The 17,265-nt window shown below is 70.6% G+C and carries 14 protein-coding genes and 1 pseudogene; 7 read left to right on the forward strand and 8 right to left on the reverse strand.

The genetic code is table 11. The features are described 5' to 3' along the window. Window positions 1-5: 5 nt before the first annotated feature. The gene (locus CEB94_RS37120; RefSeq protein ID WP_175436322.1) at window positions 6-1,316 is read right to left on the reverse strand and encodes an FtsX-like permease family protein; all 1,311 of its coding nucleotides are present in this window, start codon (window positions 1,314-1,316) and stop codon (window positions 6-8) included. 4 nt (window positions 1,317-1,320) lie between these two features. Further along, window positions 1,321-2,106, reverse strand: coding sequence for an ABC transporter ATP-binding protein (locus tag CEB94_RS37125; RefSeq protein ID WP_175436323.1), 786 nt, complete (start codon window positions 2,104-2,106; stop codon window positions 1,321-1,323). 158 nt (window positions 2,107-2,264) lie between these two features. Here CEB94_RS37125 and CEB94_RS37130 point away from each other — a divergent pair. Then, window positions 2,265-2,801 (forward strand): annotated as a pseudogene (locus tag CEB94_RS37130) (SDR family NAD(P)-dependent oxidoreductase); the annotation flags it as partial. On the opposite strand, the gene CEB94_RS37135 reads toward CEB94_RS37130, so the two are convergent. The 6 genes from CEB94_RS37135 to rhaI all read right to left on the reverse strand — a co-directional run bounded on the left by CEB94_RS37135 (window position 2,777) and on the right by rhaI (window position 10,490). After that, the gene (locus CEB94_RS37135; protein ID WP_175436324.1) at window positions 2,777-3,439 is read right to left on the reverse strand and encodes a LutC/YkgG family protein; all 663 of its coding nucleotides are present in this window, start codon (window positions 3,437-3,439) and stop codon (window positions 2,777-2,779) included. The pseudogene CEB94_RS37130 and the gene CEB94_RS37135 overlap by 25 nt on opposite strands. Continuing rightward, on the reverse strand, window positions 3,436-4,914 hold the full coding sequence (locus CEB94_RS37140; RefSeq protein WP_175436325.1) for a LutB/LldF family L-lactate oxidation iron-sulfur protein: 1,479 nt from the start codon (window positions 4,912-4,914) through the stop codon (window positions 3,436-3,438). The genes CEB94_RS37135 and CEB94_RS37140 overlap by 4 nt, the downstream gene beginning before the upstream one ends. Continuing rightward, the gene (locus tag CEB94_RS37145) at window positions 4,911-5,666 is read right to left on the reverse strand and encodes a (Fe-S)-binding protein (RefSeq protein ID WP_175436326.1); all 756 of its coding nucleotides are present in this window, start codon (window positions 5,664-5,666) and stop codon (window positions 4,911-4,913) included. Before CEB94_RS37145 ends, CEB94_RS37140 begins: the two co-directional genes overlap by 4 nt. A 71-nt stretch (window positions 5,667-5,737) precedes the next feature. Next, window positions 5,738-7,186 (reverse strand): rhamnulokinase, encoded by a 1,449-nt coding sequence (locus CEB94_RS37150; protein WP_175436327.1) that lies wholly within the window; start codon window positions 7,184-7,186, stop codon window positions 5,738-5,740. Further along, window positions 7,183-9,222 carry a bifunctional aldolase/short-chain dehydrogenase gene (locus CEB94_RS37155; RefSeq protein WP_175436328.1) on the reverse strand — a complete coding sequence of 680 codons (2,040 nt, stop codon included), beginning with the start codon at window positions 9,220-9,222 and terminating at the stop codon, window positions 7,183-7,185. The genes CEB94_RS37150 and CEB94_RS37155 overlap by 4 nt, the downstream gene beginning before the upstream one ends. Window positions 9,223-9,329: 107 nt before the next feature. Continuing rightward, complete coding sequence (gene rhaI / locus CEB94_RS37160; RefSeq protein ID WP_175436329.1) at window positions 9,330-10,490, reverse strand: L-rhamnose isomerase; 1,161 nt, start codon at window positions 10,488-10,490, stop codon at window positions 9,330-9,332. A gap of 261 nt (window positions 10,491-10,751) precedes the next feature. Between rhaI and CEB94_RS37165 the strand changes: the two genes are divergently transcribed. From CEB94_RS37165 to CEB94_RS37190, 6 genes are read left to right on the forward strand one after another with little or no spacing between them, the layout of a single operon-like run. Beyond that, window positions 10,752-12,269, forward strand: coding sequence for a sugar ABC transporter ATP-binding protein (locus CEB94_RS37165; protein ID WP_175436330.1), 1,518 nt, complete (start codon window positions 10,752-10,754; stop codon window positions 12,267-12,269). After that, entirely contained in the window at window positions 12,266-13,306 is a 1,041-nt protein-coding gene (locus tag CEB94_RS37170; RefSeq protein WP_175436331.1) for an ABC transporter permease, read from the forward strand. Before CEB94_RS37165 ends, CEB94_RS37170 begins: the two co-directional genes overlap by 4 nt. Further along, a complete protein-coding gene (locus CEB94_RS37175) occupies window positions 13,299-14,327 on the forward strand; it encodes an ABC transporter permease (protein ID WP_175436332.1) in 1,029 nt (342 codons plus the stop codon). Before CEB94_RS37170 ends, CEB94_RS37175 begins: the two co-directional genes overlap by 8 nt. Window positions 14,328-14,339: 12 nt before the next feature. Continuing rightward, entirely contained in the window at window positions 14,340-15,422 is a 1,083-nt protein-coding gene (gene rhaS, locus CEB94_RS37180; RefSeq protein ID WP_175436333.1) for a rhamnose ABC transporter substrate-binding protein, read from the forward strand. Between the two features lie 17 nt (window positions 15,423-15,439). Continuing rightward, a complete protein-coding gene (locus CEB94_RS37185; protein ID WP_102908957.1) occupies window positions 15,440-15,760 on the forward strand; it encodes an L-rhamnose mutarotase in 321 nt (106 codons plus the stop codon). 16 nt (window positions 15,761-15,776) lie between these two features. After that, window positions 15,777-17,201 carry a BNR repeat-containing protein gene (locus CEB94_RS37190; RefSeq protein ID WP_175436334.1) on the forward strand — a complete coding sequence of 475 codons (1,425 nt, stop codon included), beginning with the start codon at window positions 15,777-15,779 and terminating at the stop codon, window positions 17,199-17,201. Window positions 17,202-17,265: the final 64 nt, after the last annotated feature.

Here is a 17,265-nt window from a genome sequence, read left to right on the forward strand (position 1 = left end):
TCCGCTCACGCGGCCGATGCCACCGCCCGCACCGCCGGGGTGCGCAGTACCCGCCGCGCGGTGGCCAGGCCCGTCCCCATCGTCACCGCCGCGGCGACCGCCACAACGGCGAGCCACACGCCGAACGCCTGCTCAGGCAGCACCGCGTCGCCGCGGACCACGGTGAACGGCACGATCCCCGCCAGCGCCGCCGCAGTGCCGAAGAGGACACCGACGACCGTCAGCACCAGCCCCTCGACGCCCACCACACCCAGCACCTGCCCGGGCGTCGCCCCCGCCAGCCGCTGCTGACCGAACTCCCGCCCGCGATAACTGGTCGCCGCATACAGGGAGTTGACCAGCATGACGCAGACGAAGACCACGATGATGCCGACCACCGTGAAGTTCAGCGTCTCCAGGTTCTTCGCGTCGACCGACTTCACCGCCCCCGAGGCCGCGACGGCGTCGCTCTCCACCGCCTGCATGGTCAGCGTCGCCGTGGCGACCGCGGTGAACAGGATCAGCGACATCAGGATCCCGGCGAGCTGCCCGGTTCGCTCCCGCAGATTGCGCACCGCCAGCCAGCCGCTCGCGCCCTCGAGCGGCAGCCGGTCCAGCACGGCGGCCAGCAGCCGCGGCGCCTTCAGCGCGCACCCGACGGACAGCAGGATCGCCCCGTACGCCGGCGGCGCCATCAACGCGGCATCCGTCGCCGAGAACACGAACGTCGAGGTCACCGCCGCGGCGCCGGCGACCAGCGCCGCGTAGGCGAGGACCCTGCGCGCCCGGCCCCGCCGCCTGCTTCGGCCGCCGGCCCGCCGCACGGCGAGGAACGCGGCGCCCGCGGCGGCGAGCAGCGTGATGTCGAAGCCGGTCATGAAGGCCACGGGCCCGAAGGAGAACTCGACGGACCGCGCGACCTGACCGCTGTCCTGGAACACCTCCAGCAGCGCCCGGCCGCCGAGCATCGCCGGGCCGATCGCGAGAGCCGCGCCGGCCAGGGCCACGGCCACCGCCTCACCCACGACCATCCGCCTGATCTGTCCGGGAGTCGCCCCCGAGCAGCGCAGCAATTCCATCTCGGCGGCCCGCTGACGCACGTTCACCGTCAGCGTCGAGGCGATCGCGAAGAAGACCAGCAGGGTGCCGTAGCCGCCGACCACGCCCGCCGCGGTGGAGAGCGTGTCCGAGCTGACCGCGTCCACGCCCGGCTGCCCGGCCGTGTCGTGCATCGCGTTGAACGTCATGATGATCGCCGCGCCCAGGAACGCGGACAGCAGGGTCGCGAGGAACCGCCCGGGCCGCTGCCGGATCGACCGCATCGCCAGCATGAACATGACCTCACACCCCCGTCGGCACGTCGTCGCCCAGGTGCGCCAGCCGCTCGGCGACCGCGTCCGGAGTCGGGGCGTCCATCCGGCCCGCCAGCCGGCCGTCGGCGAGGAACAGCACGGAGTCGGCGTAGGAGGCGGCGACCGGATCGTGCGTCACCATCACCACCGTCCGGCCGTGCGCCCGCACCGCGTCCTGGAGAAGCCGCAGCACCCCCCGCGCACTGCGGGTGTCCAGCGCGCCCGTCGGCTCGTCCGCGAAGATCACCCGAGGTTCGGTGACCAGCGCCCGGGCGATCGCCACCCGCTGGCGCTGACCACCGGACAGCTGGTCGGGCCGGTGCCCGAGCCGGTCGCCGAGCCCCACGGCCGTCAGCACCTCCCGGACCCGCCGCCGGTCCACGCGCCGCCCGGCCAGTTTCAGCGGCAGCACCGTGTTCTGTGCGACGGTCAGCGTCTCCAGCAGGTTGTACTGCTGGAACACGAACCCGATCCGCCCGCGCCGGAACTTCGTCAGCTCGGTCTCGCCACCGCCCGTCAGCTCGGTGCCGTCGACCCGCACGATGCCGCTGTCGGGCCGGTCGAGCCCCGCAGCGCAGCTCAGCAGCGTCGACTTCCCGGAGCCGGACGGCCCCATCACCGCCGTGAAGGTGCCACGTTCCAGGCCGAGCGTCACCCCGTCCAGGGCGGTCACGGCGCTGTCGGCGCTCCCGTACGTCTTGGTGACCTTGACCAGCCGCAGCGCCTCGGCCGCGGGTCCCGGGTCCTGCTCCTGTCGTGGTCCGGTGCGGAACATCGTCGTCGTCCCCCTTCGTCGACACGCCCTGTGTCTCGCCCTCGACGCTACGGAGCAGGGGACGTGGCCACACTGGCCGCAGAACCCGTATCCCGGGGTGTACTCAGCGACACCCCGGGGGTCCCCGATCACCCCCGTACGGAAAGGGCTGACACGGCCTCAACAACCTCGGCGTCTTCGAGTCCGCCGATCCGCTGGCGATCAGCGACGAGGAGTGGCGCCGCTACTTCGACGTCAACGTCCTGTCGGCCGTGCGCCTCACCCGGCTCGTCCTGCCCGGCATGACCGAACGCGGCTGGGGGCGCGTCCAGTACATCGCCAGCGACTCGGCGGTCGTCATCCCCGCCGAGATGATCCACTACGGCATGTCGAAGACCGCCCTGCTCGCGGTGAGCCGGGGCTTCGCCAAGCAGGCGGCCGGCACCGGTGTCACGGTGAACTCCGTCATCACCGGGCCGACCCACACAGGCGGTGTCGAGGACTTCGTCTACCAGCTGGTGGACCGCGACCTGCCCTGGGACGAGGCCCAGCGCGCCTTCATGCGGCGGCACCGGCCGCAGTCCCTGCTCCAGCGGCTGATCGAGCCGGAGGAGATCGCCGGCATGGTCGTCTACCTCGCCTCCGACCACGCCTCGGCGACCACGGGTGGCGCCCTGCGGGCCGACGGAGGTTACGTCGACTCGATCCTGCCCTGACCGACCAGCACCACCTCCAGGGTGCGCGGGCCGTGCACCCCCTCCACCCGGTCCAGTTCGATGTCACTGGTCGCCGACGGCCCGGAGATCCACGTCAACGGGCGTGCCGGGTCGAGGCGTTCGATCCCCTGCGGTACGGACGACACGACCTGGCCGGGGACGCGCACGACACAGATGTGGTGGTCCGGGACGAGGGTGATCCGGCGGCGGCCCTGGTCGGGCGAGCCGTCCAGCACGATGGTGCCGGTCTCGGCGATCGCGACCGCGCAGGCCGTCACCACACTGTCCACCCGGTCCAGTTCGGCCGGGGTGCTCTCGGCCCGGTCCGCCACCCGCGTCACACCGGTCGCGGCCAGCCACCCCTCGTCCAGCCCGGGCGGCACCAGCACCGAAGCCGCCCCGCGCTTGTCCAGCAGCCCCGCGATCAGCCCGGCCAGCCCGTCGGCGTCCGTGCGGTGCACGATCGCCCGGTAGTCCGCCAGGTTCTCGGCGAGCAGCTCCACCGTCTGTGCGACGGACCGCTGCCCGTGCTCGCGCGCATAGTCACGCGACACCGCCTGCTCGTACGGCGCGTCGTCCCGTGGTACGTCCGCCAGCGCGCGCCGCACCCGCCCCAGGATCCGTTCCCTGCTGTTCACCTGTCCCCGTCCTTCCCACCACGAGTGCGCTGCCACCAGTCCCGGAACGGCTCGGCGGGCACCGGCGGCAGCTCCCGGGTCCCGCTCCAGGCCCGGCCGGGCCCGGGCAGCGTACGGGGGTGGAAGCGACGCGTCCGGGAGGCGGTCCGCTGGCCGGTGCGCAGCGCGCCCGGGTGCGTGAACGCCCAGCGTGCCGCGCGCATCGCCGCCCGCTCGGCGGCATGCCCCTTCGCGGGCCGCAGCACCACCTTGTTGCCCTCCCGGGTGACCTCGCCGCCCTGCACGACCCGCTCCCGCAGATGCACCAGCACCTCCGGGATGTCGATGGCGACCGGGCACACCTCGTAACACGCCCCGCACAGCGAGGACGCGTACGGCAGCGAGGCGTCGATCTCGCTTCCGGTGCCGCGCAGTTGCGGACTGAGGATCGCGCCGATCGGCCCCGGGTAGACCGAGCCGTAGGCGTGGCCGCCGGCCCGCTCGTACACCGGGCACACGTTGAGGCAGGCCGAGCAGCGGATGCAGCGCAGGGCCTGCCGGCCGACCTCGTCGGCGAGGGTGTCGGTGCGGCCGTTGTCCAGCAGCACCAGATGGAAGGTGCTGGGCCCGTCCCCGCCGGTCGTGCCGGTCCACGTCGACGTGTACGGGTTCATGCGCTCGGCCGTGGAGGAGCGGGGGAGGGTCTGCAGGAACACCTCCAGGTCCCGCCACGTCGGCACGATCTTCTCGATGCCGACGACCGAGATCAGCGTCTCGGGCAGGGTCAGGCACATCCGCCCGTTGCCCTCGGACTCCACGACCACCAGGGTGCCCGTCTCGGCGACCATGAAGTTGGCGCCGGAGATGCCGACCTTGGCCCGCAGGAACTTTTCCCGCAGGTGCACGCGGGCGGCCTCGGCGAGTTCGGCCGGAGTGTCGGTCAGGCCCTCGGGAGCGGGGCGGCCCCACTCGCTCATCTCGCGGGCGAAGATGTCCCGGATCTCGCCCCGGTTGCGGTGGATGGCCGGGACGAGGATGTGCGAGGGCCGGTCCTTGCCCAACTGCACGATCAGCTCGGCCAGATCGGTCTCGTAGGCGCGGATGCCCTCGGCCTCCAGCGCCTCGTTGAGCCCGATCTCCTGCGTGGCCATCGACTTGACCTTGACGACCTCGGACTCGCCGGTCATCTTCACCAGCTGGGTGACGATCTCGTTGGCCTCGTCCGCGTCGGCGGCCCAGTGCACGACGCCGCCCGCGGCCGTGACCGACTCCTCCAACCGCACGAGGTAGCGGTCGAGATGGCGCAGCGTGTGGTCCTTGATCCGCTTGCCCGCCTCGCGCAGCTCGGCCCAGTCGGACACCTCCGCGACGGCCGTGGCCCGCTTGGCGCGGATGGTGTGTGTGGCGTGCCGCAGATTGCCGCGCAGGGTCGTGTTCCCCACGGCCTCCCGCGCGGCCTCCGGGAACGCCGGCATGCCGAGATACGTCCCGCTCATACGACCGGTTCCTCCTCCGTGCTCGCCAGGATCTCCGCGATGTGCACCGGCCGCATGCCGGTCCGCAGCCGGGCCATGGTCCCGCCGATGTGCATCAGGCAGGAGTTGTCGGCCGCGCACAGCACCTCGGCGCCCGTCGACTCGGCGTTGCGCACCTTGTCGGCACCCATCGCCGCCGAGACGTCGGAGTTCTTCAGTGCGAAGGTGCCGCCGAACCCGCAGCACTCGTCCGCCCCCGGCAGCTCGGCCAGCTCCAGCCCCTTCACGGCCTGCAGCAGCCGCCGGGGCCGCTCGCCGAGGCCGAGTCCGCGCAACCCGTGGCAGGTCGGGTGGTAGGTCACCTTGTGCGGGTAGTACGCCCCGACGTCCGTCACGCCCAGCACGTCGACCAGGAACTCCGTGAGCTCGTACGTCTTGGGCACCACCGGCGCCAGCGTGGCCGCGAGGGTGTCCCCGCGCCCCTCTGCCCGGGCCCGCTCACCCATCCTCGGATACAGCTCCCGCACCATCGCCCCGCACGACCCGGACGGCGTCACGATCGCCTCGTACGCGCCGAAGACATCGGAGAAATGCCGGGCGAGCGGCTCGGCCTCGTGACGATATCCGGTGTTGTAGTGCGCCTGCCCGCAGCAGGTCTGCGCCATCGGGAAGTCGACATCGACGCCCAGCCTGGTCAGCAGTTTCACCACGGCGCGTCCGGTGTCCGGATAGAGCGTGTCGTTGACGCAGGTCAGGAACAGGGCGACACGCATCGCGGCTCCTTGTGGTCGGTCATCGGATGAGTTGCAGCGTAGTGCGGGGACGGGGCCCGGGGGAGACCCCGTCAGTCCCCGGCGAGCCGGTCCTGCGCGACACGCCACCGCTCGGTCCCGCCGCGCGGCTCGTACCGCGTGAGCGGCTGCGTACGGACGAGCAGCCGCCGCATCCCCGCGAGGTCACCGACCAGCCCGTGCGCCCGCGCCTGTACGAGCACGTTCCCCAGGGCGGCGGCCTCGGTCGGCCCGGCCACCACCGGCAGCCCGCACGCGTCGGCGGTCAGCTGGCACAGCAGGGCGTTGCGCGTACCGCCCCCGACCACGTACACGACGTCGACCGCGTGCCCGGCGAGCCGCTGGGCGTCCTGGACGGCCTTGCGGTGCGCGAGGGCGAGGGAGTCGAGGATGCAGCGCGTCACCTCGGCCGGCGACTCGGGCACGGGCTGGCCCGAGACCCGGCACGCCTCGGCGATCCGCTGCGGCATCCGCCCCGGCGCGAGGAACGCCGCGTCGCCCGCGTCCACGACCGACCGCAGCGCCGGAGCCTTGGACGCCTCCAGCAGCAGCCCGCCCAGGTCCGGGTCGCCCCAGGCCCGTACGCACTCCTGGAGCAGCCAGAGCCCCATGATGTTGCGCAGATAGCGGACCGTACCGTCCAGTCCCAGCTCGTTGGTGAAGTTGGCGGCCCGGCTCTCCTCGGTCAGCACCGGCGCGTCCAGCTCCAGCCCGGCCAGGGACCAGGTGCCGGTGCAGATGTAGGCGAACCGTTCGTCCGAGGCGGGTACGGCGGCGACCGCCGAGGCGGTGTCGTGCGACCCGACGGCCGTCACCGGCACCGGACCGCTGAGCCCGGTCTCCTCCAGCACCTCCTCGCGCAGCAGCCCCGCCGGATCGCCGGGTCGCCTCAGCGGTGCGAACAGGTGCAGGTCGATGCCGAGCCGAGAGGCGATGTCGTGCGACCAGTCACGCGTCCGGGGGTCGATCAGCTGGGTCGTGGACGCGTTGGTCAGCTCCGTGCCCTGCTCGCCGGTCAGCCAGTACGTCAGCAGGTCCGGCATCAGCAACAGCCGCCGGGCCTGAGCGAGCTGGGTGGTGGAGCGGGCGGCGGTGAGCTGGTACAGGGTGTTGAAGGGCGCGTACTGCAACCCGGTCGCGGCGTACAGCTCCCCGGCGGGCACGGTCGCCCACACCTTCTCCGCGACGCCCTCCGTCCGGGCGTCCCGGTAGTGCACGGGATTGCCGAGCAGCGCCCCGTCCGCGTCCAGCAGCCCGTAGTCCACGGCCCAGCTGTCGATGCCGACGGAGTCGGCCTGCCCCGCTGCCCGCAGCCCCTCCAGCACCCCGGCGTACAGCCCGAGCACGTCCCAGCGCAGTCCCTCGGGCACGCGTACCGGCCGGTTCGCGAAGCGGTGGGCCTCGCTCAGCTCCAGCGAGTCGGGGCCCACGCGGCCGACCATGACGCGCCCGCTGGACGCCCCGAGGTCGACCGCGGCGTACGACTTCACGGCCGCGCTCATCGCAGGAAGGCGGCCGCGACGCCGGCGTCGACCGGGATGTGCAGACCGGTCGTGTGGGTGAGATCCCCGCCGGTCAGCGCGAAGACGGCATTGGCGACATGCTCCGGGAGCACCTCGCGCTTGAGGATGGTCCGCTGGGCGTAGAACTCACCCAGCTTCTCCTCCTCCACCCCGTACACGGCGGCCCGCTTGGCGCCCCACCCGCCGGCGAAGATCCCCGAGCCGCGCACGACACCGTCCGGGTTGACCCCGTTGACCCGGATCCCGTGCTCGCCCAGCTCGGCGGCGAGCAGCCGCACCTGGTGCGCCTGGTCGGCCTTGGTGGCCGAGTAGGCGATGTTGTTGGGACCGGCGAACACGGCGTTCTTCGACGCGATGTAGACGATGTCGCCGCCCAGCTCCTGGGCGATCATCACCCGGGCCGCTTCCCGCGACACGAGGAACGACCCGCGCGCCATGATGTCGTGCTGAAGGTCCCAGTCCCTGGCGGAGGTCTCCAGCAGCGGCTTGGAGATCGAGATGCCCGCGTTGTTGACGACGAGGTCGACACCGCCGAAGGCCAGTACGGCCGCCCGGAACGCCTCGGCGATCTGCTCCTCGGAGGTGACGTCCACCGTGACCGCGACGGCCTTGTCGGGCCCGCCCAGCTCTTCGGCGACGGCCTCGGCGTTCTCCGCGTTGAGATCGGCGACGACCACACACGCCCCGTCGGCCACGAGCCGGTGCGCGATGGCCTTGCCGATCCCGCTCCCGGCGCCCGTCACCAGCGCCACCCGGGTCGCCAGCGCCTTCGGCTTCGGCATCCGCTGAAGCTTGGCCTCCTCCAGCGCCCAGTACTCGATCCGGAACTTCTCGGACTCCTCGATCGGCGCGTAGGTGGAAACGGCCTCGGCCCCGCGCATCACGTTGATGGCGTTGACGTAGAACTCGCCCGCCACGCGGGCGGTCTGCTTGTCCTTGCCGAAGGAGAACATGCCCACCCCCGGCACCAGCACGATCGCCGGGTCGGCGCCGCGCATGGCGGGGGAGTCGGGCTCGGCGTGCCGCTGGTAGTAGGCGGCGTACTCCTGGCGGTACTCGGCGTGCAGCTCCTTCAGCCGGGCGATCGCCTCCTCGAGCGGAGCGCTCGGCGGCAGGTCGAGCACCAGCGGGCGGACCTTGGTGCGCAGGAAGTGGTCCGGGCAGGAGGTGCCGAGGGCGGCCAGCCTCGGGTGCTCCGCGCTCGCGAGGAAGTCGAGAACGACCTCGGAGTCGTTGAAGTGCCCGACCTGAGGCCGGTCCTGGGAGGCGATGGCCCGCACGTACGGGGCGAGTGCGGCGGCCCGCTCCCGCCGCTCGCCGGCGCCCAGCGCGGCGTACCCCTCGATCACCGACCCGAACGGCTCGGCCTTCCCCCGCTCGGCGAGGAACCGCTCGGCGGTCCGGATGATGTGCAGCGAGTTCCGCTCGCACTCCTCGGACGTGTCACCCCAGGCGGTGATCCCGTGCCCGCCGAGAACGCACCCGATGGCCTGCGGATTGGTCTCTTTCACGGCCGCGATGTCCAGCCCGAGCTGGAAACCGGGCCGCCGCCACGGCACCCACACCACGCTGTCCCCGAAGCACTCGGCGGTCAGCTTCTCCCCGTCGGCGGCGCAGGCGAGCGCGATCCCCGAGTCCGGGTGCAGATGATCGACGTGCGCGGCCTCCACGAGCCCGTGCATGGCGGTGTCGATGGACGGGGCGGCCCCGCCCTTGCCGTGCAGGCAGTAGTCGAACGCGGCGACCATCTCGTCCTCACGCTCGACACCCGGATACACGTCGACGAGCGCCCGCATCCGGTCCAGCCGCAGCACGGCCAGCCCTGTTTCCGTGAGAGTGCCGAGGTCCCCTCCGGACCCCTTGACCCACATCAGTTCGACGTCGCCGCCGGTGACGGGATCGGTCTCGGTGCCCTTGGCGGAAGCGTTGCCGCCGGCGTAGTTGGTGTTGCGCGGATCGGCACCGAGCCGGTGCGAACGAGCGAGCAGGTCGGCGGCCTCGGGATGGGGTGCCATGAATACCAGTTCCTTTCAAGGGAGGGTGGATGTTTCAGGGGCGCGGGGAACTGCGCGACCAGCCACGTACGGCCCGCACCCCGCGGACAACAGAACTCGGCAGACGCTTACGCACCCCACCCCGCCTGCTGTCCACCAACCCGCTCAGCAACAATCCGCTCACCCCACCCGGACCGCCGATACGCGGCAAGGGGCTCGGGGTCCAGCCCCATCTCCTCACGCACCTCACGAAGCAGAGGCCGCACATCCGTGTTGTACGCATCCATCACCACGGCATTGGCCTCCAGCACGTCACCCGCCCGCTGCGCCGCGTCCAACGCGTCACCGTCGACCAGCAGCGCCTTCGCCGTGGCCTCCTGCACATTCATCACCGACCGGATGATCGCCGGGATCTTCGCCTCGATGTTGTGGCACTGGTCGAGCATGAACGCGACCTCGGACGAGAACCCGCCGCCCCGCACGACCTCGTACATGATCCGGAACAACTGGAACGGATCGGCCGCCCCGACCATGAGGTCGTCATCCGCGTAGAACCGCGAGTTGAAGTCGAACCCGCCGAGCTTCCCCTCACGCAGCAGCGTCGCCACGATGAACTCGATGTTGGTACCCGGCGCGTGATGCCCCGTGTCGACGACGACCTGCGCCTTCGGCCCGAGCTTCAGACAGTGGGCATAGGCGGTACCCCAGTCCGGCACATCTGTCGTGTAGAACGCCGGCTCGAAGAACTTGTACTCCAGCAGCATCCGCTGCCCGTCCCCGAGCCGCTCGTAGACCTCCGCCAGCCCCTCGGCCAGCCGGTCCTGCCGCCCCCGGATGTCGTCCTGCCCGGGATAGTTCGTCCCGTCGGCGAACCACAGCTTCAGATCCGCCGAACCCGTCGCGTCCATGATGTCGACGCACTCCAGCAGATGATCCACCGCCTTCCGCCGCACGGAAGCCTCGGGATGGCAGATGCTCCCGAGCTTGTAGGCGTCGTCCTGGAAGGTGTTGGAGTTGATCGCCCCGAGCTTCACGCCCCGCTGCTCGGCATGCTTGGCCAGGGCCGCGTAGTCGTCGACCTTGTCCCACGGGATGTGCAGGGCCACCGTGGGCGCGACCCCGGTGAACTCGTGCACCTTCGCCGCGTCGTCCAGCTTCTCGAACGGGGTGCGCGGCACGCCCTCCTGAGCGAACACCTTGAAGCGTGTGCCCGAGTTCCCGTACGCCCACGACGGCGTCTCGACGGCCTGTGTCTTGAGAGCGGCCTTCGCCGCGGCGAGCTCGGTCACGTCAGGCTCCTGTGACATCGGGTCGTGACGACCACTGAATGAAACGATTCAGGACGCGAAGCTATGGGCCCCCCGAAGGGGTGTCAACCCCTCCGGCCAAGACGGTCTCGCGTGACCCATGTGTGACCTTGCATCCCCGAAACTTTTTCGACCGGAACCCATTGACGTGACATGCGCGGCCCGCCTAACGTCCCGGCAACCCAGTTGAAACCTTTCACGACGCCGAGAGGGCTGACCCGCCGGCGTCGTCGAGGAGCCCTCATGACCCACCCGTCCACCACGGGTCCGGCCCCGGTTCTCGCACTGAAGGACGTCTCCAAGTCCTTCGGCGCGGTCCGCGCACTGCGGGACGTCTCCCTGGAGCTGTTCCCCGGGGAGGTGCACGCACTCGCCGGCGAGAACGGTGCCGGCAAGTCCACCCTCATCAAGACCCTTGCCGGGGTGCACCGCCCGGACGCCGGCCAGGTGCTGCTCGACGGTGCGCCCGTCGCCTTCCACGGACCCGGCGACGCCCGCGACGCCGGTATCGCCGTGATCTACCAGGAGCCCACGCTCTTCCCCGACCTGTCGATCGCCGAGAACATCTACATGGGCCGCCAGCCGCGCCGCGCCCTCGGCCGGATCGACCACAAGGCCACGCACAACGCGACCGCCGCCCTGATGGAGCGCCTCGGGGTGGAACTCGACCCCGACCGGCCCGCCCGCGGTCTGTCCATCGCCGACCAGCAGATCGTCGAGATCGCCAAGGCCCTCTCCTTCGACGCCCGCGTCCTGATCATGGACGAACCGACCGCCGCCCTCACCGGCAGCGAGGTCGCCCGCCTCTTCGGCGTCGTGCGCACTCTGCGCGACCAGGGCGCCGCCGTGCTGTTCATCTCCCACCGGCTGGAGGAGATCTTCGAGATCTGCCGGCGGGTCACCACCCTGCGCGACGGAGCCTGGATCGCCAGCGAGCCGCTGGAGGACATGACCGAGGACGACCTCGTGCGCCGCATGGTCGGCCGCGACCTCGACGAGCTGTACCCCAAGCAGGAGGTCGAGCCGGGCGAGGTCGCCCTGAGCGTGCGCCGGCTGACCCGCGAGGGTGTCTTCACCGACGTCTCCTTCGACGTCCGGCACGGCGAGATCGTCGGCCTGGCCGGACTGGTCGGCGCCGGGCGCACGGAGGTCGCCCGGGCCGTGTTCGGCATCGACCGCTGGGACGCCGGCGAGGTGAGCGTCCAGGGCAAGGCCCTGGTCAACGGAGCGCCCTCCACCGCCATGGCCGCCGGGCTCGCCCTGGTCCCCGAGGACCGGCGCGCCCAGGGCTTGGTGATGGACATGTCCATCGAACGGAACATCGGGCTCACCGGGCTCCGTACGACGGTGAAGGCCGGGCTCATGGACCGCGGCGCCGAGCGCAGCCGCTCCCTCGACTGGGCCGTCAGGCTCCAGGTCAAGTACGCCCGGATCGCCGACACCGTCAACACCCTGTCCGGCGGCAACCAGCAGAAGGTCGTGCTCGCCAAGTGGCTGGCCACCGGCCCGAAGGTGCTGATCGTCGACGAGCCGACCCGGGGCATCGACGTCGGCACCAAGGCCGAGGTGCACCGGCTGCTGTCGCAGCTGGCCGCCGACGGCGTGGCCGTACTGATGATCTCCTCCGACCTGCCCGAGATCCTCGGCATGGCCGACCGCGTGCTGGTGATGCACGAGGGCCGGCTCACCGCCGAGATCCCACGCTCCGACGCCACCGAGGAAACCGTGATGGCCGCAGCCACCGGGAGGGCCGCCGCATGACGGTCGTCACTCCGCAAGAAGCCCCCGTGGCCGATGTGCCCAAGTCGAGCGGCACCCGGCTGGTCGACCGCGTCTTCAAGATGCGCGAACTGGCCATCCTGCTCGTCTTCCTGGTGATGATCGGCGTCACCCAGGCGGGCAACAGCGAGTTCCTGTCCGAACAGGGCATCAAGGACCTGCTGCTGAACGCGACGATCCTGGTCCTGGTGGCCACCGGCCAGTCCCTCGTCGTCATCACCCGCAACGTCGACCTGTCCGTCGGATCCACGCTCGGCATCAGCGCCTTCGCCGCCGGCATCTATCTCCAGGGCGGCGGCAACCCCGTCGTGGCGATCGCGCTGGCCGTGCTGCTCGGCATCGGCTTCGGACTGCTGAACGGACTGCTCGTCAGTCTCGGCCAGGTGCCCGCGCTCGTCGTCACCCTCGGCACGCTGTACATCATCCGCGGCATCGACTCCATCTGGGTCGGCTCCCGCCAGATCACCGCGGCCGATCTGCCCGGCGGATTCGTCGACTTCGGCTCCGGCGGCATCTCGGCGGTGCCGTACCTGGCGCTGATCGCGCTGGCCGTGCTCATCGCCACCGCCTACTACCTCAAGCACTTCGCCAGCGGCCGCGAGCTGTACGCGCTCGGCTCCAACCCCGAGGCCGCCCGCCTCGCCGGCATCCCCGTCCGCAAGCGGACCCTCGCCGCCTACACCTTCTGCGGCGCCCTCGCCGGACTCGCCGGCGCGATGTACCTCGCCCGGTTCGGCAACGTCGACTCCGGCACCGGCAGCGGCTACGAACTGACCGTCGTCAGCGCGGTCGTGGTCGGCGGCGTCGTCTTCACCGGCGGCTCCGGCAGCGTCTACGGCGCGGCCCTCGGCGCGCTGCTGCTGACCTCCATCAACAGCGTGCTGCCCGCCCTCGGCGTCAGCTCCGTCTGGGTGCTCGCCATCAACGGCATCCTGCTCATCCTCGCGATCGCGGTCGACCGGGTCGTCGCGCTGCGCGTGGCCTCCGCCCTGAAGAAGAGGAACGCCCGCCATGGCTGACATCTCCCCGAGCCGAACGGTCCACTGGTCCGGCCTGAAGAGGTGGGATTCCGCCGTCGGCGCCCTGCTCGTCGTGGTGCTGCTGTTCTCCTTCGGTTTCGTCGACGGGTTCGGCAACGCGTTCAACCTGTCGTTCCTGATCGGCAGCACGCTGCCGATCGCGCTGATCGCGCTGCCGATGACCCTGCTGGTCGTCTCCGGTGAGATCGACCTGTCGGTCGCCTCCACGGCCGGTCTGTCGGGTGCCGTGATGGGCGCCCTGTGGAACCAGGGCATGACCATCGAGACGATCATCCCGATCTGCCTGCTGCTCGGTGTCGTGTGCGGGCTGATCAACGGGCTCCTCGTGACCAGGCTGGGGCTGCCGTCCCTCGCCGTCACCATCGGCACGCTGGCCGCCTACCGGGGCATCGCGCAGATCGTGCTCGGCTCCGACGCGGTGACCGACTTCCCGACGCAGTACCTGGACTTCGCGGCCGGACGCATCGGCGACACGTTCATCCCGTACGCCCTGCTGCCGTTCGTCGTCCTGCTCGCCATCGCCGTGGTCGCGCTGCACGCCACGCCGTTCGGCCGGTCGCTGTTCGCGATCGGCGCGAGCGAGGAGGCCGCCCGCTTCGCCGGCATCCGGGTCAAGCGGCAGAAGCTGATCCTGTTCACCCTGACCGGTCTGATGGCCTCCCTGACCGGCATCTTCTGGGCGCTGCACTACGCCAGCGCCCGCTACGACAACGCCACCGGCCTCGAACTGTCCGTCGTGGCCGCCGTGCTGCTCGGCGGCATCGACTTCGACGGCGGCAAGGGCACGCTGGGCGGCGCCATCGCCGGGGTGTTCCTCCTCGGGGCGCTGCAGAACGTGATGAGCCTCCAGGACGTGTCCGCCCAGTCCCAGATCGTCGTCACCGGCGTCCTGCTCGTTCTGTCCGTGCTCGGCCCCCGGGTCCTGCGGCAGATCTCCACAGCGAGGGCGGGCCGCAGAGCCGCCTCGACTCCCCTCTCGTCATCCAGCTCTTCCTCGTAAAGGACCATCGCCATGCGCAAGTCAACCCTCCGCCGCAGCTGCGCGGCCCTCGCCACCGCCACCTCCCTCGCGCTCGCGCTCACCGCCTGCGGCGGCACCACCAAGAAGGACGTCGCCGACGAGGGCGCCTCCGCCGCCACCGCCGGCAAGGCCGACCCCAACGCCGCCACCAAGAAGGGCCTCACCGTCGGGTTCCTGCCCAAGCAGGTCAACAACCCGTACTTCACCAGCGCCGACAAGGGCGGCGAGAAGGCGCTGAAGGAGCTGGGGTCCAGCTACAAGGAGGTCGGGCCGTCCAGCGCGACCGACACCGCCGGGCAGGTCTCCTACGTCAACACGCTCACCCAGCAGCAGGTCGACGCGATGGCCGTCTCCGCGCAGGACCCCGGTGCGCTGTGCACCGCCCTGAAGCAGGCCATGAAGAACGACATCAAGGTCGTCACCTACGACTCCGACACCACCCCCGACTGCCGCAACGCCTTCGTCTCCCAGGCCTCCGCCGAGGACCTGGGCCGTACCGAGGTGCAGCTGCTCGCCAAGCAGGTCGACCACAAGGGCGAGATCGCGATCCTGTCCGCCGCGCAGACCGCGACGAACCAGAACACCTGGATCGACTTCATGAAGGACGAGCTGAAGAAGCCCGAGTACAAGAACATGAAGCTGGTGAAGGTCGCGTACGGCAACGACGACGCCCAGCAGTCCTTCCAGCAGACCCAGGGCCTGCTCCAGGAGTACCCGAACCTGAAGGGGATCATCTCCCCGACCACCGTCGGCATCAAGGCCGCCGCCCAGTACCTGTCGGGCTCCAAGTACAAGGGCAAGGTCAAGCTGACCGGCCTCGGCACCCCCAACGACATGCGCAAGTACGTCAAGAACGGCACCGTCGAGGCGTTCGAGCTGTGGGACCCGGCCAAGCTCGGCGAGCTGGCCGCCCGTACCGCCGTCGCGCTGTCCTCCGGGCAGATCACCGGCAAGGAGGGCGAGACCTTCAAGGCCGGCTCCATGGGCGAGTACACCATCGGCAAGGACGGCGTGATCAGCCTCGGCAAGCCGACCGTGTTCGACGCCAAGAACATCGACCAGTTCAACTTCTAGATCCTGGGAGGTCCTTGATGCAGCGCGTGTGCTTCCTGCTGAAGGTCCGGGCGGAGCGCCTCGACGAGTACCGCGAGCGGCACGCCGCGGTATGGCCCGAGATGCTCCAGGCACTCTCACAGACCGGCTGGCACAACTACTCGCTCTTCCTGCGCGAGGACGGACTGCTCGTCGGCTACCTCGAGACCGAGGACTTCGCGGCCGCCCAGGCCGGCATGGAAGCCACCGACGTCAACGCCCGCTGGCAGGCGGAGATGGCGCCGTTCTTCGAGTCGCTGGACGGCGCCCGGCCCGACGAGGCCATGAAACCGCTCACCGAAGTATTCCACCTCGCATGACAATGGAGTCCACGCGATGCACAGACGTACCTTGCTGGCCGCCGCTCTCGCGGGAGCGGTGGTGACCCCCGCCTTCGCCTCCGGCACGGCGCGGGCCGCCGACCCCGGCCCGTCGGTCACCCGCACCGGCACCACCACGCTCGACGGCCAGGCCCTCTTCTTCGTGTCCTATGACGGGCTGGTCAACAACAACGCGTTCCAGAAGAACGGCCTGCTGACCTACAAGGGCTACCAGTACGCCGCCTGGTACACCGCCGACCGCAACGCCGTCGTCGGCCGCCGTGCCCTCGGCGCGAGCACCTGGTCCACCGTGAAGGTCGGGCACACTCTTCGCTACAACGACTCCCACAACGTCATCTCCATGGGCCTCTCCAAGGTCGACGGCCGGCTGCACCTCAACATGGACTCCCACAGCGACGGCTTCACGTACGTCAAGTCCGTCGCCGGGCTCATGGACAACCCCGCGGGGCTGAGCTGGACCGCGAGCCGCTTCGGCGCGCCCCAGTCGACGCTGGACGGGCTGGCACTGACCTCGCAGTTCACCTACCCGCAGTTCGTCTCCACGCCGGACGGCAAGCTCCAGCTGAGCTACCGCGTCGCCGTCTCGGGCAACGGCCGCAACGCCCTCGCCGAGTACGACGGCACCAAGTGGACCAACCTCGGCGAATGGTCCGCCTCCACCGGCACGTACAGCAGCGAGCACGGCTCCTCGACGGCCCGCAACATGTACCTGCACGGCATCGACTACGACCGCAACGGCCGGCTGCACTCCTTCTTCACCTGGCGCGAGCAGAACGGCGCCGTGATGTGCAGCAGCGGCGGCATCACCAACCACGACACCGGCTACGTCTACTCCGACGACCGGGGCCGCACCTGGCGCAACAACGCCGGTGCCGTCGTCGGCGTCACCGGAGGCTCCGACAAGGTGTCCGTCAACGACGCCGGTCTGGTCGTGGACCCCCTGAACCCGGACCACTCCCTGATGAACCAGGAGAGCCAGTTCACCGACTCCGCGGGCCGGCCGCACGCGATCATCTCCTACGTCCCGGGCCGGTTCGGCCAGTGCACCACGAACTACGTCGCGAACCGGACGGCCAACGGCCGTGCCTTCCATGTCCGCAAGAACGCCTCCGGCACCTGGCAGAAGACCGAGATACCGGTCCCGCTCAACTCCAGCCAGCGCACCAAGCTGATCCTGGACAAGTACGACAACGCCTACGCCATCTTCCCGTTCGGGCGGATCGCCGCGGCTTCCGCCGCCTCCGGGTACACCGACTGGAAGATCCTTTTCGACGGCAGCGGCCTCAACGCCTTCGGCGAGGTCGTCACCGACGAGACACGGGTCGCGCAGGACGGGGTGCTGTCCTTCATGTACCAGGAGAAGTCCAGCGGTACGACGCCCTCGGCGCTGCGCGTCGTCGACTTCCGCCTGCCCGCCTGACCGCGACCGGTTCCCGGGGCGGCTGCCGGTAGTGTGAAGCCGCCCCGGCCGCCGCCCCCCTCGT

The sequence above is a fragment of the Streptomyces hawaiiensis genome, from assembly GCF_004803895.1.
In the GTDB taxonomy this organism is placed as follows: domain Bacteria; phylum Actinomycetota; class Actinomycetes; order Streptomycetales; family Streptomycetaceae; genus Streptomyces; species Streptomyces hawaiiensis.

Coding starts and splice junctions, on each gene's coding strand:
- CEB94_RS37185 (WP_102908957.1), top strand. CDS start 15,440: ATGCAGCGCGTGTGCTTCCTGCTGAAGGTCCGGGCGGAGCGCCTCGAC.
- CEB94_RS37170 (WP_175436331.1), top strand. CDS start 12,266: ATGACGGTCGTCACTCCGCAAGAAGCCCCCGTGGCCGATGTGCCCAAG.
- CEB94_RS37125 (WP_175436323.1), bottom strand. CDS start 2,106: ATGTTCCGCACCGGACCACGACAGGAGCAGGACCCGGGACCCGCGGCC.
- CEB94_RS37120 (WP_175436322.1), bottom strand. CDS start 1,316: ATGTTCATGCTGGCGATGCGGTCGATCCGGCAGCGGCCCGGGCGGTTC.
- CEB94_RS37165 (WP_175436330.1), top strand. CDS start 10,752: ATGACCCACCCGTCCACCACGGGTCCGGCCCCGGTTCTCGCACTGAAG.
- CEB94_RS37190 (WP_175436334.1), top strand. CDS start 15,777: ATGCACAGACGTACCTTGCTGGCCGCCGCTCTCGCGGGAGCGGTGGTG.
- CEB94_RS37145 (WP_175436326.1), bottom strand. CDS start 5,666: ATGCGTGTCGCCCTGTTCCTGACCTGCGTCAACGACACGCTCTATCCG.
- CEB94_RS37140 (WP_175436325.1), bottom strand. CDS start 4,914: ATGAGCGGGACGTATCTCGGCATGCCGGCGTTCCCGGAGGCCGCGCGG.
- CEB94_RS37175 (WP_175436332.1), top strand. CDS start 13,299: ATGGCTGACATCTCCCCGAGCCGAACGGTCCACTGGTCCGGCCTGAAG.
- CEB94_RS37155 (WP_175436328.1), bottom strand. CDS start 9,222: ATGGCACCCCATCCCGAGGCCGCCGACCTGCTCGCTCGTTCGCACCGG.
- rhaS (WP_175436333.1), top strand. CDS start 14,340: ATGCGCAAGTCAACCCTCCGCCGCAGCTGCGCGGCCCTCGCCACCGCC.
- CEB94_RS37150 (WP_175436327.1), bottom strand. CDS start 7,186: ATGAGCGCGGCCGTGAAGTCGTACGCCGCGGTCGACCTCGGGGCGTCC.